This is a genomic window from Oceanirhabdus sp. W0125-5 (assembly GCF_027938815.1).
Classification (GTDB): Bacteria; Bacillota; Clostridia; order Clostridiales; family Clostridiaceae; genus Oceanirhabdus.
In genome coordinates this window covers 1,885,513-1,902,703 of the sequence record NZ_CP115913.1, presented here as the reverse complement: position 1 = coordinate 1,902,703, position 17,191 = coordinate 1,885,513, and the positions used below count along the sequence as shown (strand labels likewise).

Genomic DNA, 17,191 nt, shown 5'->3' with positions numbered 1-17,191 from the left:
GTTTAATATTGTAATACTGTGTATTATTAGGCAGAATAATTATATCATAATAATTACCATATAACTATAATTCTAACAAACAACTTTTACATTTAGGTTCTTTATCTTTATGATTATTTATGGTAATCTTACCTAGAGGTGAAAATCATGAAGAAAAAAGTTAAAGTTGTCGGAGCAATTATTGAAAATGATAAGAATGAGGTTCTTTGTGCTTTAAGGTCTCCTGAAATGAGTTTACCAAATCTTTGGGAGTTTCCTGGAGGGAAAGTAGAAGAGGGAGAGGATATTAGAACTGCTCTAGAAAGAGAAATTAGAGAAGAACTTCATTGTGCAATTAAAGCTTTAGATATTTTTAGTGATACTACTTATGAATACGACACTTTTATAATAAATCTTATATGTATAGAATCAAAGATTATATCTGGTACACCTGTTAAAAGTGAACACTCAAAACTTGTATGGCTCAAACGTGAAAACCTATCCTCACTTAAATGGGCACCTGCAGATATTCCGACTGTTGATAAATTATCTTTTTAAAAAATAGGACTACATAAGTAGTCCTATTTTTATGGTTACATTACTATTAAAAAGATTGTTTTATAATATTTTTATTTATTTACTCTCTGGAATACCTAATTCTTCAATCTCTTTTTTTAATTCTTTTTTTCTTATATCTAATTCATTTATTTTTAACTCTAATTCTTTGCTCTCTTTTTTTAAGTCCTTCTTCTCTATCTCTAATTTATTTATTTTTAACTCTAATTTTTCAATCTCTTTTTTTAATTCTTTTTTTCCTATCTCTAATTCATTTATTTGCAACTCTAATTCTTCACTATCTTTTTTAAATTCTTTTTTTTCTATTTCTAATTCATTTATTTTTAATTCTAATTCCCTACGTCTTTCTTTTTTCATTTTTTCTTCAGTTTCTTCATTTTCTATACTTCTAAATAATTTCAATGTATCAAATTTGTTTTTATTTTCCTTAAAATAATTTCGTAACTCATCATGATATTCAATAAATATCTCGTCATTAAACCAACCTTGTTGCAATCTACTAGTTCTAATAATTGTATTTTGAGCAAGTTTATCTTTAATTACTTTTTTGAACTCTTTTCCATTATCTTTTTCTTTTAAACGTTTAATATCTGATTCAAAATATTCTAACCAATTTTTTTTAGCTGTATACAATTTCTCCAACAAAGTTGCAATTTGATAAATTATGGAACTATATGTGTTTCTATTTTGGGGAGGTATTTCAAAATTATGTATAGGTGAATGTATGGACATATATATATCTCTCATTATCATGAATTCTTTTTCTTCTGCTATATCCATAAAAGCAGCTCTACAACTACTAATCTCCCTTTTTAAATCTTCAATAGTATTATAGTAAAGTTCAATTTTCTTGTACCTTGAAAAGACTCCGTTTTTCGCTGCTTTTTTATCCCATTCGTTACATAAAATCTCATCTTTAATTTTCTCAACAAATTTTTTATGTGCTAAATCAAGTTCTTTTTCTATTTTTTTATTTTTTGATTCTTTATTGAGATTTTCAATTTCTATGTGATTTTCCAATAAAATACTATTGATATTCCCAAGTTTAGCTTCATTACAAAAAACGTACTCAAATCTTGTGATTGCCTTTTCTGCTAAATCATATAGTTCCCATATTATTCTTTCATTCTTATTAGCATCATTTTTTCTCTTTATTTCATCACAAATAAAAGGAATCAATATACATGATAGCATGGCTCCAAAAAGTGTATTAATAATATTATTGCTATTGCTTAAAGCTATAAAAACTAAAAACAACATACCTACATAAATATTTATACTCTTTTCAGCCATTGATAAAAATCTTTTAAAGAAATTTATAGTTTTATTATTCCTCATATACTTATTTCCATTATCGTTTTTTGGTATAAATTCATCAAAACGATTAATACTCCAAGCAATTACTATTGTAGGTATACATACTAGCATTAATAAAGATAAAACAATTACTATTGGATATTTCTTATAATTATTTATTAATAATTTTATTGCAATAATTTCGTTTTCTTGACCTTTATTTTTCACTAGCATAATAACTGTATTTAATAATAGAACATAACCAAATATCAATACATTTAAAAATTTTCCAAATTTATTTTTCATCCTCTAACATCCTTCACTATCATTATCTATACGTTTTTTTGTCTATAACACTATCTTTTCAAAATACTCATATGTCTCATCCAATTCTCTCATATCTGGAATAAAGATAATCATTCCTTTTCTTGATCTGGTTAAGAGAACTCTATATATGTTTTTTACAATGGTATTAAAGACATAGAATTTATCCTTATATTTAGCTAATACCCCTCTATCAACTTTAAATTCTCCTCCTTGTATGAAGTAATCCCCTCCAAAACAAACAATTGGGTAATCTAATTCAAGTCCTTGACATGCAAATTCTGATGCTGCAGTGGTTAAGTTTTTACTTTCTTTTAAGAACCATCTTCCAGCATCTGTGTCTTTGATAAAACTATTAAACTTCTGGTTATTTAATATGTCTTTCATCTTATATACATTTGCTTTTGATGAAATTAACATTCCATAGGTAAGAATCTTATTTATTTCACATTGTTCTTTAATTATTGATTTGCAATGATCAAAGTTTCTAGTAAGTCTTATACTAAATCCTTTTTCTTTCATCTTTAATAGTTCTTCTTTAGCTATCACTGTATTCATATCTAAAATAGCTTCAGTAAACTTAGAAACATCTATAAAATTATTTCTTATGGATACATCTAAAAATAATTCATCATTTACTTCTATTCTATTTTTAACTTTAAATTCATCTTTATATTTACTTGGTATATGTAACTTCCAGTCTTGATTCTTTTTTAATGCTTCTATCCAAAGTTCAATTCCTTTTTCTTCTCCTTCATGAATCACCTGACCATCACCAATAAAACAAACTATTGTAGCATTTCCTTTTTTATTGAATATTTTGTTTCCAACACTCAACAACCCCTCTGGCTCCGATATATTGTAACTTCCCATCTTCTCTTGATCCCATGCTCTTTGTGCTTCATCAAAAAAGATCACATTGAAATCTGGAACTATGTTATTACCTAAATAGCTTGATTTAAAAGATCTCACACCTCTAATAAATGTCTTTCCGATATTCTTTCCTCTTTTAGATAACATTGCATTCCGCACAAAAGAATTTTCTTCTACATCATGAATATTATCTAATTGAGTGCATAAAACATTTACAAGTGGCCCATTACCACTTAAATAAACTGCTGAAAGGGGTATGTTATATTTCTCATATTTATAGTTGTTATAATCATAAAGTGTTTTAAGTGCCACTAATGTTTTTCCGGCTCCTGGTACACCACTTACAAAAACTAATGATTTCCCTTTATAACTCACTTCATTATTATGTATAATACTTTTAACCTTTTTAACTGCTTTTTCTATGTCTCCCTCTGCTATATTTTTTATATAAGGAAGATTTCCTTCTTTGAATAATCTCAATGTAGCATCAATTACATTTGGAGCTGGTTCATATTTTGAATCACACCAATCTATTACTTTCTCTTTACTCATAGGTTGTAACTCTTCAATTTTCAAAACCTCATTAATATTCTCTGCAGTTAATACTTCAATTCCATTTACTATCTCTGGTTTAGCGTTTTCATTTGTTAATACCAAATATGTCTCTACTTCAAGATTATTTAAATATGTTTCTTTATGATAGTTTTTAAGATCTTCTCTATATCCAATAGCTTGTTCAATATCACTTTCCTCATAGATTTCTTTGGCTTTGAATTCTAAAACAACTATCTTGTTTGCAAAAAACAGAATCACATCAGGACGTCTACCACCTTCAAAAGGAAGTAAGTACTCAAAACCTATATATAATGAATCTTTTATTTCGCTGCTCTTTTCGAACATATCCTCAAGAAATATCAAACAATCTTTCCATGCTCTTATTTGTGAATCTCCAACTTCAAACCCATGTTCATTGAGATGATCCCAAAATTTCTGTATTAAGTTTTCAATATTCTCTTTCTTAATACTCTTGATATTCTCTAACACTAAATTCACTATATCTTCACCCCCTCGCCTATAATATTTCCATATTTTTATATGTAATACCATTAATTATAATAATCTATTTTTTCATATACATCAATAAATAATTCAATACTAAACTCTATACAATTATTGTTACATTGAATTTTATATAGCTCAAATCAAATTATTCTTATAACTTTTAAGATCAATAAAGATATATTAATTAAATCATTAAATAAGGACTAGCTTTCAATTATGCTAGTCCTTATTTAGATTACTAGATCTCAGTTATTTGTATTAATAATATTCCATAATTCATCTAATTCTTTAGATACTACCTCTTGATAATTTCTCAAATTCTTCTCATGTATTCTATATCTTTTTTCTCTATTCTCTTCTGAAAACAAATCACGTAAATCGATATTTTTTTCTTTGAAATAATCTTGACTCTTTTTGCTGTAAAATGGAGTATAATTAATTGTATCTTTTTTAAATAAAATTCCCTTGGCATTAATTAGATTAAAATATTTTTTTAGTCCTTGATCAAATGTCAAAAAGTAGGGAATAAAAAAAACTTCTCTTGAAAATGCTGATATTGATATTTCCATAACTCTTGGAACTAACAAATCCCATGCTGTATTTTCTATTATTGCTATAAGCTTCTCTCTATCCAAATTCTTATTTCCTTTTGTTAACTTATTGAATATTGTTAATTCTCTATTTTTATCAAAATATTCATAAGCCATAATTGACTCTCTTTCTAGATATACTCCCAATACTTCATTAATATATTTTTTTAATTCTATCATTTTATTCTTTGCACTTTTTTTGCTTTGAAATTGAATCTTATACATACCTATCAAAAAAAGTATGCAATTATTAAGTCTTTCCTTAATAACATTCAAAATATTTTCTCCCATTTGTGATCCGTAAAGAGAATAAAATATTTTGCTAGCATTTTTATAGGCTACTTCCTCACTAATTGTATAATTAACATTTCCACTTTTTCTATATTCATCCGAATCTATACTTTTGAATAGCTCTAAATCTTTTAAGCTTTCCAATACTATTCTTTCACTTTCCTTGTTTCCAATAGTTTTAGAGTTTTCTAAAAGATAAAATTGATAATCAAAATTGAACTGATTTTTTATAAGTTTATCAATTACCGTATAAACTGAATTATTATCGATTTCATTTAGCTTTCCTTTAACAAATCTGCTAATATAACTGGCAAAGTTTGTATCGAACATTATTGAATAATCTAATGGAACTTTGATTTGTTTTCCTTTCAACATCCTCTTAAAAAGCTTATCATCTAAAAAAAATAAGTTATCTGATTCAAAATATGGAATAAGGTATTCTCCAATTTCCTTTATCAATTTATCTTTTCCTAAATATTGAATCTTATATTCAATATCATCTAAAGAGATTATCAATTTGTAATTTGAGTTCATTAAATATTCCCAAGCCAAAGTTACATCATTTTGATTCTTACTATTTAATAAATTTAGATATCCTTTTAATTGTTTTTCATTAATTAACATACAACATCTTCTTTCTTTATAGTTTTAATTCTCTCTAATACACTTAAATCAATATATGTAGAGTTTTTATTCTCGTATAGCCTTAATAGTTTTATTATAATACTCTTCCCAATATCCCTCTTCATCAACTACTATATCATTCAACCATATTTTCACCGAAATATTACTATTCCTTTTACAAACATTTTTTTCTATATTCCTCAATCACCCCTGTTACACTCTTTAGAGTGGAGTATCTCTTATAATACTCCACATGGGCAGCTGCGGCTGTTAATGCTTTATCGAGTCTTTCCTTACCATATTTCTTGAGAATTTCTTCAAAAATATACCTATAAGCAATCTCTGAGATTGTCCTAGTATAAGACTTTCCATCTAACAAATCACTAATAGTTAGAAAATAACAGCTTGAACTTCCTCTATTAATTCCCTTATTACTAAGGATATCTAGTGCACTCTTTCTATCTATTCTTTTCAAATAAACTTTTTCTGCTTGTTCGTAAATATCTTTTATATGTTCAATAGTAATTTTATTTGACATAATATTCTCCATTCTCTTTTATTAATTTCTATTTTAAAAATATTTTTTTTTAATTTAATTTTAAAAACATCCACCTTTACTAATTTTTTTACTCTGTAGTTCCTTAATAATTCGTCCATTACTCTCATCTGATCTAAAATAATTAACTTTCTTATATCCTATTTTTTTTGCTATTTCTTCAAAATCAGTTTGTTCAACATTAATACCTTTTTTTAAATCAATATCTATATCTTTTTTAAACTGTTCGTATAACCATGGGTTCATAATAAAATCGTAATCTCCCATATCTCTTATATCAAATATTCCTAGTATATAATGTGTATATATTCCATCAAGCATCATAATTTCCTTGTGAATATCTTCATACCACTCAACTCCAAAATTTTTAAGTATTTCATTCAGCTTTTCTGTTCTGATAAAATATGGTGAATCTTCATATCCATATTCTGCAATAACTATACTTGTTTTCTCAATATTAGTTGGATTTGAAAATTCGCAAGCTGTTTCAAAGGAGCTTGAAGCTGATATAAGTGGACTTTTCTTTTTATCGCACCATGCATTCCCAATATTATGTAACACAGATGTTAGTATTACTTTTAAATATCTTAATTTAGAAATATCTAATTTCTCTATTTCATCAGAAATTTTATCTTCAATCTCTCCAGAAATACTATGTTGTTTTAATTTTTTTCTTTTTTATAATTTTGTTGATTTCAATAATATTTTGTTTTATTTCTAATTTCAAGGAGTTAGAATCTTTGAAATTTTCATTGTAAACATTTCGGCAAACACTGTGATAAAAGAAACTGCTTTTTTGTCCAACTACGAAATAGTCATTTAAATCCTCACAGATAAATTTTTTTTCCTTTTGGTCTCCCCTAAAAACAATAAAATAATCTTCATTCTCATTTACCATACTTAAGCAATTACAAAATTTATCTGTTAACTCCTTATCTAACTCAACAAACGCATATTTTCCTCCAGTTGTTTGAGGATTAAATGAAAATATTTTTTTTGCTTTTAAAATTTCATCAACCATTTAGGACTCCTTAGTAATAAATTTTTCTTATTATTTTTTCTACTATCCTTATTATATATTTTTTTACAATTTTTTTCTATTAATTGAATGATTTTTATCGTTTTTTACCCTATTGATTTCTAATTCTACCTCAGGTATTTCTTCTAATCTATTAACAATTATTTCAGAACACTATTCAGGTTAATAAAATGAATTTTATCTATTAATTTTTAATAGACCTTACATATATACAAATAAGAAAGGCAGGTGTATTTATGTTAAACAAACCAAAAATTATAGAAACGCTTCTTCCATATGCTGAAGAGGTTCAGAAGAAGTTTAATCTTCTTCCATCAGTATGTATTGCCCAAGCAATCCTTGAGACTGGATGGCTACGTCACTGCTCCGGTAACAACATCTTCGGAATAAAATGGACCAGAAACTGCGGTTATGATTTCAATGAGATTCATACATATGAGTGGATTGATGGAGTTAAAACTCCAAAGATATGTCTTTTTAGAAAGTATAAGAATTATTCTGAGAGCTTTAATGATTATGGAAATCTATTGACTTCTTTAAGGAGATATGATCCTGTGGTTTCAGCTGGTAATTATAAAACCGCATGCAATGAACTTTATAGAGGTGGTTACTGTACTGATCCTCAGTATCCAAAGAAGCTTATCAGTATCATTGAAGAAAATGAACTTTTCAAATATGACCCTGTAAAAACTACTGAAGAAATTAAAAACGCTAACCCTATTTTAATCCTCCAGATTAACCTCAACAAATTAAAGATACCTGATTATGAAAATAAGCCCCTTGCTACGGACGGAATACTTGGTCCAAAAACAAGAAGCTCTATAAAACATTTTAGGGAAATCTGCTGCTTAGATGATAGTTTTTCAGGCGAAGAGGAAATTCTAGTGCTAACAAAAATAATCCTCAACTACAATACGTATTTATTTCAAATTGTCAGAGATGATTAGACAACTGATATCTCCAGCATGTTTGCAACAAAATTATGTATCCCCATAGACAGAATGTTTTCTAATCTACACTGTCAATTTAACCATAAAGTTGCTTTGGACAAACTCAACAGCTGCATTAACTTTAGAGATTTCTTTTCATCCCCTCTACACATAACTCTAAAGCAACAATAAATCATCAGCAGCACTTGAACTGGTCCAAAGCCTTTTATTATATCTAACCCCTTATCAATATAATTTATCCAATAAGATTAAATCATTCATTTAAGAATTAGTTATACTACTTATACATATATCTATTTGAATCTCTATAATATTTTATCTTTTATATAACTAAAACTATACATATATGCTTGAGATGTGATATTCTAATTTATAATTAATTCCTGTAACAGTAACATAACTTTGAATGAATATATATTGAAATGAAAATACAAGGATATAAGAGAAAGATGAGCTCTTTTAAAAGTTCTACAAATCCTCATTATACATAAAAGTACACAGCTTTTCACTCCTAAAATGAACTTATAAATGTATTATATAAAAAATTTTTACTCAATATCTTTTAAAATACCTTAATAAGAAAATTTTAAAAGCAAAACTACATTAAATACATAAAAATTAAACTCAGATGGTAAAAAAATTTTCATTTCATTACTTAAATATTATTTTAAAATATAATTTTAAATATTGTTAATATCATTAAATAAAGAATCAATTTTATACTTAACTTTACAATTCGGAACACAAAAATCTACATTTTGAATAAAGTTTTCGAGATTTTCATCATGTAAATCAGTATTAATTATAATTTCTTGTAAATTTTCTAACACTTCCAGTGTTATAATATTGGATGAAATGTACTCTGCTCGAATTGAAAGCTCTAATACCTTAAGATTTCTTAACTCTGATAGCGGAGCAAAATTAAAATCAAGCAAGTCTGTACTTCCAATATGCAAATGTTCAATTTTATTTAAAAAAGAGATTTCTTCAAATATCGACGCGTCTATCATTGGACCATTAATAGAAATTAAAACTAGTTTTCGTAATTTATTTAAAGATTCTAACATTCTGAAATTCGGTAAACTATCATTATTTTCAGATATAATTATTAATGACTTAAGAGCCTTTAAATAATTAAAATGATCTAATTCTGCCCATTGTTTTCCGTTATTTTTTAATCTAAGTAATTGTAAAGAATCAAATTTTGTTAATTCTTCTAAACTATATATATTCCCCTCTATATCTAACATTCTTAAATCACTAAAATAAGATAATATGTTCAAAGATTGTTCTTTACATTCAGTTATAGTTAAACTATTAATTTCTGAAGAAAACAGATTATTTAATTCTTCGGAAGATGAATGAGATATGGCTTGGATAATAACTCCATCTAACTCCAATTTTTTATTTTCTATATTATTCTCAATATATTCTAACAATGATTTATACAACTTACTTAAAAAAACTTCTTTTGGCGTTACAATTGCAAGAATATACTTAATTGCATCAAATACTTTTGGCTTCATATTTATTGAAAAATACGAAGATAACTGTGCCAAAGCTGCTGTAGAAGTAATCATTCCTAAAGTTTTAATACAACTTAATACCTCTTCTTCATTATAATCCTTTTTATACGCAAGAAATGGTACCGCTAGATCACCTGTTGCAGCTAATGATTTACACTGAGCTAAAATCTTGGGTGGAATTGAATAATTTATTCGCTTTTTAACTTCTTCTCTTATTTCATAAGATGATTCAGCTATTGTTTCTAGACAGCACATTGCAAGTAAATCATGATTCATATTACTTTCTTTTCTTCCTGCTTCAAGCAAACATGTTAGTAGTTGATCGGCATATTTAAGATTTGCAAAACCTGCTGCTAATATTATTGTTTCATGCCATTGATCATCTTGTGAATTCCTAGCCAACAATCCCCAATCCCCTTCAGAACTTGCTGCACTAGCAGCCATATATTCTTGGAAAGTACGATGGATAAAATCAATAACACCACAAGTTGGTTCACGTATTATGCCACTTCTTTCAATAAAATTATTTAGTATTTTTTCAGCTCCATATTCACATATATTCTCAGACATATTTTTTATTTTTGAATTCATTCTTTCAATTGCTTCATCTTTTGATACACTTGACTTTCCATTTCTTAGCATCCAATAAGCTATGTCATCAAGTAAAATTCTTTTTTGTTTATATGTAAGATTAAAAATTGAATCTACAGCTATTTCACGTTCAGCATCTCTACGCTCAAGTAGCATAGAACAACATGCCTCATACAATTCGCTTCTATCAGAAGGTAATTGCATATTTCTTTCATAATGTAACGAACATATCATCGCACATAATAATGGATTAGTTGATAATCTCATTAATGGTTTGCTATTTTGAATTTTATATAAAAGTTTCTGTACTAATAATTGAATTTTATATTTTTGTTCCTTTTCTTGTTCACCTAAAACTGCAGTATGCCAATGTTGTATAAACATTTGTATATTCTCGAAAGACATTGGAGTAAGATTTAATTTTTTAAAATCTAATCTATTAACCACTTCCTGCCATTCTTTTGCAGCTGGTCGAGAAGTAAAAACAACACGCAAATTATAAGTATAAATATAATCCTCTAACCACTCTACCACCTTTTCTCGCTTTGATAATGGTACTTCATCTAAGCCATCAACTAGTAATAATGCTTTTCCACTTTCTAATACTTTAGAAATCCAATCATCAGGTATTTTTTGTGAAATCTCAGGAGTTACTTGTTTTATAAAATCTTCAGGTGTTGGAAGCTTATCTGTATATCGCCTAAGTTCTATAATAAACGGAATAGTTTCTTTCCAATCTGATATATAAGATTGTAAACATTCTCTTGCTGAATTAACAGCTAACCATTTTAATAATGTTGTTTTCCCTGTACCTGCTTCTCCAATTATTGCAATAAATTGTTCATCACACAACGCATTTTCTACACTCATTCTATGCTTATCAGTTTCAAAATACTCTTCTTCTGTAGTAACATCTAATGAAACATATGCTACTGAAAGTTGGTATCTCTTATGTATTTTAGACAAATCAACACCAAACAAATTTAGTCTATCAAACTTTCTTATTATAGCAGTTCGATAATCTCTTTCAAAATCCGCAAATTTACTATTATTATTTTCACTATAGGTTTTAGTTGTAATTGATTCAAGATCATCTGCAACTTGTCGAACAAGTTCCATTAAATTGTCAAATCTCTTTAATATTTCATTAAAATTATTAGCAGTGTAATCTGGTAGTTGTGGAGCAAGATCAATTATATATTGTGCTGATAAGTCAATTGATCGTTTGTACAATTCTCTTTCAGGTTCAGAAAAATCCCTATCTCTTTTTTTCTTTACACTTAAAATATAATCATTAAGTCTTTTATGATTATATGATAATTCTGCTAATAGTTTAGCAGATATATGCGCATCAAATATTGTATTTGATACTGCTATTGCAACTGCCTCCATAGATATTTGCTCTAACCTATAAACCTCAAATACAGGTATTAAGCTAGCACCAACTTTATCCGCAATATTTTCAAACTCGCGTGAGACTTTTCTAGCAGATATAAAATCATCTGTTTTAGTTTTTAATATATCCATTATATTATTACTAGTACTATTTAATATTGGATTATCTTTTAACCAAATATTTAGTAATGCTTTTGAAATTGGAACCCCTATATATTTAACTAGCATTTCAGCTAAGATCATGTAATCCCTCCTAATACTTTACTATTTGTACATGAATCTATTAATTAAGCGAAAATTATTTCAATTATTACTGCACCTTAAAAATATGTAATGCAATTTCATATGTTAAATATAAACTTACTATCTTATTCAAGTAAGTTTATGTACTAAAACTATAATACTCAAGTTTCAGTATTGATTATAGCGGAAACTTTTATGTAATATATTGTTGGTAATAACATATTTTAATATATCATAAATAAAATAGAATCACTACCCATTAATAGTTTTTGCATGATTTAATTAGTTTTTTATATACTAAATATTTTAATTGCGATTTCTAATAACATAAACATTTATTACTAATGGCCTAAATTTTCACGCATCTAATTCTAATTTCAATTTAATTAATAAGACACTAATCAAAATAAAACTTTAAATAATAAATGTAGTTGAATATCATATTTTAGACAAGCAAGATGTGCACTTGTTTTTTCTGTATATATAATGTATAGTAAAAAATTAAGAACCCCTAGAGTGCTTCAAGTAATTGGACTTCATTTTATTTTCCTAATAAGAATGACCCACGGAGCCATACGCTATAAAGACCCCAGAGAAATACCCGAAGAAATCAATGGAACAGCCCTGTTCTCTTTTTCGTTCTCATTCCTATTTCATAAATCAAAATATATATTGTAATAAACTTTTATATCCTTGGCTAGTCCAGCGGGTACCTGGTGGAAATGCTTGGATGAATCCTAGTATTTCTTCAATTTCAGAGGTTGGAGAGAAGTGGAAAACTCTTAAATTGTAGAAATTCTTGATGAATCCGCATGTCCTCCGGGTGCGGTATTGATTTCCCTTTATATATGGTTTAAGTATATGGATAACAACAATGGCATTACATACAACCAACATAAAAACTTATATTATTTAATTTAATTCATATGTGTTTATGATTTAAACATTTCCTAAATATCATTTTGTCTTAAATACACTTACTTCTTTACTGTTCAGTATATAATATAACTTCCTATTGGTAAGAAAATATATGCGAAAAGGAGAGAGTGAACTTCATGCTTGAGGTTCACTCTCTCCTTTTCGCCCTCCCCTTTGAGGGGCCGGGGGTGAATATAATCAACTGCTTTGGACAAGTTCCAAAGGTGCGGTACTTCACAAAGCTTTAGAGCTTTATTGTTGCGTAAATCACTTATCTTTCGAAAATATAAGGAGTCAGAACAGGTACACTTCAGTGGTTTGTACTTGTTGTGAGGACATGGGGTTTTTTGAAAGATACGTTGGAAATACTTTGTAGCTTGAGTTTTGAGCACTTTTGGAGATTGTCCAAAGTTTCATTTCAATAATTATTATTTTTTCTCAATTTATATCTCCCATTATATAGATAATGGGAGATATAAAATGTATAATAGCAGCATAGTACTTTGTAATAAATTTGGATACTATCATCAACTTCTATTTATGATATTCTTAAGCTAATACTTTTTCTTAACATTCATATAATATTTCAAAATAATGTCTATTAAGAGATATTATTTATTTTTTAAAAACTCAAATATTTCTGGATATTGTGGCATTGTACAAAAAATCTCATCCGTTAAAATAGTGTATAAAATTTCTCCCATTTCATTTTTTTCTTCATAACTAAAGTTATGATAATCTGTATCAAATCTATTATTGGCCTGTTGTAAATGTACTCTATTACGTAAACCTCGTAATTTCTTTATAATTGGAAAATTTTTATGTTCTATTGATAATAGTTTCTTAGATTCAATCTTTTTAATCATAGAATCCAAATCCATTCTCATTTCATAAGCATCAACTTTCTCAAATATTTCAGTTTCAATCTTAATTTTTTTTCCATCAATTACACTTTCGTTTGATTTTATTCTCCTCTTACTCTCCCAAACAGTCGAATTCCATAGACCTTTAGATTTCAAAAGATTGCTGAATAATCCCTCTATTATTCCCATGCCTGAGATAATATATGATTTACACAACATTACATATATAACTGATGATAAGTTCAATTCATTTTGCTGTTTTTGAATATATTCTAAGTATTGTAAGTTGTATGCTATGTTATTTCTAAGTTGTTCACTTCCGTCAATTGTCATATCTAGCTTGATATATGTTCTATATCTATCTATTGCCGTTGGGTACCACCGTTCTTTACACCTATTCTCCATAATTAAAGATTTCAACTAAAAGCAACTCCTTTCGCTAGTATCAATTTGTAAATTAAACTTCCCGTTTTAGACATAACCTGTCCAGTTATATGGATAATTAGAAGCTGATTACATGCAACATTCTACGCACACCAGATACCTTTCGAGGATAGTTTTCTTACTCTCCTCGCCTTCTAATGAGGGGTAGTGTGATACAAACCACCATTACGATGCTACAATTTCTTAATAGTTTTTATTTTTGTTCCCCTTTAATTTTTGCATGAAAAAGCCTCACTTGATGAGGCAAGGTACAAAAACTATTTCTTTTTTTTCTTTCGTTTTTTCTTTGGACTTTTTGTTTTTTTATTTGAAGACTTTTTTCTTTTATGCTTTTTATTATTCAAAGTTTCTTTTTTAAATTTAATAACACTTTCAATTTCTTGACCATAAGGATCCTTAGTCAATATCTGATCGATTATAGCAAAAGGATAATCATCTTCAAAAACATCAAAAGCTTTAGGAAAAGCTTCTATACACTCGTTATATGGTGATGTTGTTATTGGATTTTCTAAATATTGTTTAAACTCATTTGTGGTTGGTACTGAACTTTTCCACAATTTTTTTGAATTTAATACCTTTTTATCATTAATACTCATCACTTTCACTTCTGGATTAACAAAAAATTTTAATAGAGTAGACTCATCTACTATTCTAATATCATCTCCGTAAACCAATGTTGTGAAATCAAAAATATTAGTACCAACTAACTTAATTATTTTGTCATCACTAAAAGGTTCCTCGGGCAATTCGATGTTCGCCAATTCTTTTATCTTTTTCCAATCGGTTTTTATTATTCTACTTCTTCTTTCAATCTGGTCTACACCTTCCATAATAGTTTTCTTACACTCTAAATGTTTTTTTGCACTATAGGGTACTGTCATTGCTTTAAATTCCCACAGTAATAAATGATCATCAAATGTTCCAATAAAATCGAATTCAATATCCCTTCCATCTGATGCAAAAAACTCAATTTTGCTTGTGTTGACTTTTATTCCATTAACATAAGATAAAATTAATTTGATACGATTCTCAAAATCAGTTCCAATTCGGGCGATATTTACTTTGAAATTACTAAGCAGCATTTCAATTATTCTTTCTAAATTCATCTGTTGCATTAGGATGGGGCAGAAAATTATATTAGCTGAATTTACTAATATTAACGGTCTAGAAAAGACATCACTTTCCCCTTGGATTCCTTTCTTGAAAGTAAAACAATTAATTAGTTTTAAAGAATATTCTTTAGTGAAACCGTAATAATTGGTTAAACTTTCAGTGAAATATTCAATAGGAATAATTGGACATAAGTATTTATACCAAGAGTTATCTTCTTGATCAAAATCCTTGTAAATTGCTTGTTTGTAACATTCCGCTAAAACATGCAATAACTCAAATACTCTAAAGGTATCTTCAATCATCACTCCATCTAGATTTAGCTCTAAGTAGTATGGATGCATATTTAATTTGTATGCATTTATCATTGATTGATAGGTTTTTATTGCACAAAAATAATCTTCCTTATTGATTGAAAACAATGTTTTAATTTCATCCTTATTGATTTCACCAGAAATTTTAGAAATTATCTCTCTGTTTTTTAATTCACTTTCAATATATTTATTCTTAAATAGATTACTCATTAAAAAGTATTGCCTTCTATTGGCTCCAATAATATGTTCTCTATATTCCTCCTCTAACTTTGGCATAAATATATAAGTTTCTTCCCCATCATTATTCTGCAGACCTACATTCCATTGTGAATACTTAAACTTTTCCCATGTTTTTATTAGAAGATTTCTTTGAATTGATAAATGTATTATTAACTCTAATGAAGGAATTTTAATATGAGTTATGTCTCCATGTTCTGGTATTGTTTTCTTTTTGTAATCTTTACTCTTCTTAAAATACAGATATCGTATTATAATATCAAAAGCCTCTAGTAGCCCCTCAAGATTATCTTCAAATGAAACTAACATATTTGGATTCCTATCAGGGATTCTGTTTGAAATAGCAGATTCCATTCCAGTAAAAAACTCCTGTCTTTTTATCTCATTTTCCTTCAACTGTTGTACAAGTCTATTTTGGTCTTGAAGAAAAATACCTATCATCCTTATCTGCTCTGACAATGAGAAATCCATAAATTCACACTTATCAAGTTTTTCAGTATTTCTTAAATTATTATGATTAAAAAACATGAAAGCTAAATATAACTGTCGCAATTCGCTTATAAATTCCTCTGGATACTCTTTTGAAATTGATAACTTAAAAGCCCTTTCAATAATTAATATAGTGAATCCATGGATTTCTTGATTATACATGAAACCCAAAGGATCTGGGAAACACTCACTTAATAAGACAGCTTTTCTAAAGCTATTCTTATGTTTGTCATAAATAGCAAGTAACAATTTACTACATTTTATTGGTTTTCTTTCTGTATAAAGCTCTTTAAATAGCTCAATTGGGTCTTTTTCTTCATCGTATTCAATGTCTAATGATTTTAATTCATCATATTCATACTGGGTAATCTCACCATTTATAAGCTTTTCATCTAATACTCTTGACGTTTCGTCTATTAACTTCATAAATTCTTCATGTTTTTTTATATTATCCATTTTCATCAAACTCCCTTTACTATTTAAAAATAACTCTCAAAACTTTATCAAATTTTCATCACTTCTAAATTATACTATCTACGATACTCTATATAAATAATAGATATCCCAAAGTAATGAAAGGTACTAACAGCATAAGTTTATGCCTAAATGTTTATTTAAATCTAGAAATGGCTATCATAAATACATTTACAAATATCAAATACTTTTCATTACTCCCTCAATAATTCCACTAAAGAACCTTATTGTCACGATCAAATTGATGTTGATTAAGATAACTATAATAAACAGCATTTAGCAAGAAGAAAGCTACAAAAACGTCCTTTTTACTAATTTGCAATATGCAGCTCATATCATGTAAAATATTAGAATATTTAATCCTCTAGAATTATTTAATTTATTTATATGTTTCACATTTTTAACTAATAAACTCACATTTGAACTT

Annotated in this window: 11 protein-coding genes; 2 read left to right on the top strand and 9 right to left on the bottom strand. The window is 27.4% G+C overall.

Features of this window, described 5'->3' with window-relative positions; all coding sequences use genetic code 11:
• The first annotated feature begins 147 nt into the window (after positions 1-147).
• Complete coding sequence (locus tag OW730_RS08920; protein ID WP_271228679.1) at positions 148-537, top strand: (deoxy)nucleoside triphosphate pyrophosphohydrolase; 390 nt, start codon at positions 148-150, stop codon at positions 535-537.
• 75 nt (positions 538-612) lie between these two features.
• Here the strand turns inward: OW730_RS08920 and OW730_RS08915 are convergent, their stop codons facing one another.
• The 6 genes from OW730_RS08915 to OW730_RS08890 all read right to left on the bottom strand — a co-directional run bounded on the left by OW730_RS08915 (position 613) and on the right by OW730_RS08890 (position 7,192).
• Positions 613-2,157, bottom strand: a complete 1,545-nt coding sequence (locus OW730_RS08915; protein WP_271228678.1) for a hypothetical protein — start codon at positions 2,155-2,157, stop codon at positions 613-615.
• 42 nt (positions 2,158-2,199) lie between these two features.
• Positions 2,200-4,101, bottom strand: coding sequence for a DNA/RNA helicase domain-containing protein (locus OW730_RS08910; RefSeq protein ID WP_271228677.1), 1,902 nt, complete (start codon positions 4,099-4,101; stop codon positions 2,200-2,202).
• A gap of 254 nt (positions 4,102-4,355) precedes the next feature.
• Entirely contained in the window at positions 4,356-5,615 is a 1,260-nt protein-coding gene (locus tag OW730_RS08905; RefSeq protein WP_271228676.1) for a hypothetical protein, read from the bottom strand.
• 175 nt (positions 5,616-5,790) lie between these two features.
• Entirely contained in the window at positions 5,791-6,153 is a 363-nt protein-coding gene (locus tag OW730_RS08900) for a hypothetical protein (RefSeq protein ID WP_271228675.1), read from the bottom strand.
• A 60-nt stretch (positions 6,154-6,213) separates the two neighbouring features.
• The gene (locus tag OW730_RS08895) at positions 6,214-6,732 is read right to left on the bottom strand and encodes a hypothetical protein (RefSeq protein ID WP_271228674.1); all 519 of its coding nucleotides are present in this window, start codon (positions 6,730-6,732) and stop codon (positions 6,214-6,216) included.
• 91 nt (positions 6,733-6,823) lie between these two features.
• Positions 6,824-7,192 (bottom strand): hypothetical protein, encoded by a 369-nt coding sequence (locus OW730_RS08890; RefSeq protein ID WP_271228673.1) that lies wholly within the window; start codon positions 7,190-7,192, stop codon positions 6,824-6,826.
• Positions 7,193-7,446: 254 nt separating this feature from the next.
• On the opposite strand from OW730_RS08890, the gene OW730_RS08885 reads away from it, so the two are divergent.
• Positions 7,447-8,157 (top strand): glycoside hydrolase family 73 protein, encoded by a 711-nt coding sequence (locus tag OW730_RS08885; RefSeq protein WP_271228672.1) that lies wholly within the window; start codon positions 7,447-7,449, stop codon positions 8,155-8,157.
• Positions 8,158-8,840: 683 nt separating this feature from the next.
• Here OW730_RS08885 and OW730_RS08880 read toward each other — a convergent pair.
• From OW730_RS08880 to OW730_RS08870, 3 genes are all read right to left on the bottom strand, one after another.
• Entirely contained in the window at positions 8,841-11,915 is a 3,075-nt protein-coding gene (locus tag OW730_RS08880; RefSeq protein WP_271228671.1) for an NACHT N-terminal Helical domain 1-containing protein, read from the bottom strand.
• 1,529 nt (positions 11,916-13,444) lie between these two features.
• Positions 13,445-14,116 (bottom strand): hypothetical protein, encoded by a 672-nt coding sequence (locus tag OW730_RS08875; protein WP_271228670.1) that lies wholly within the window; start codon positions 14,114-14,116, stop codon positions 13,445-13,447.
• A 281-nt stretch (positions 14,117-14,397) separates the two neighbouring features.
• Positions 14,398-16,746 carry a hypothetical protein gene (locus OW730_RS08870; RefSeq protein WP_271228669.1) on the bottom strand — a complete coding sequence of 783 codons (2,349 nt, stop codon included), beginning with the start codon at positions 16,744-16,746 and terminating at the stop codon, positions 14,398-14,400.
• Positions 16,747-17,191: the final 445 nt, after the last annotated feature.

Coding starts and splice junctions, on each gene's coding strand:
- OW730_RS08920 (WP_271228679.1), top strand. CDS start 148: ATGAAGAAAAAAGTTAAAGTTGTCGGAGCAATTATTGAAAATGATAAG.
- OW730_RS08915 (WP_271228678.1), bottom strand. CDS start 2,157: ATGAAAAATAAATTTGGAAAATTTTTAAATGTATTGATATTTGGTTAT.
- OW730_RS08905 (WP_271228676.1), bottom strand. CDS start 5,615: ATGTTAATTAATGAAAAACAATTAAAAGGATATCTAAATTTATTAAAT.
- OW730_RS08900 (WP_271228675.1), bottom strand. CDS start 6,153: ATGTCAAATAAAATTACTATTGAACATATAAAAGATATTTACGAACAA.
- OW730_RS08890 (WP_271228673.1), bottom strand. CDS start 7,192: ATGGTTGATGAAATTTTAAAAGCAAAAAAAATATTTTCATTTAATCCT.
- OW730_RS08885 (WP_271228672.1), top strand. CDS start 7,447: ATGTTAAACAAACCAAAAATTATAGAAACGCTTCTTCCATATGCTGAA.
- OW730_RS08880 (WP_271228671.1), bottom strand. CDS start 11,915: ATGATCTTAGCTGAAATGCTAGTTAAATATATAGGGGTTCCAATTTCA.
- OW730_RS08870 (WP_271228669.1), bottom strand. CDS start 16,746: ATGGATAATATAAAAAAACATGAAGAATTTATGAAGTTAATAGACGAA.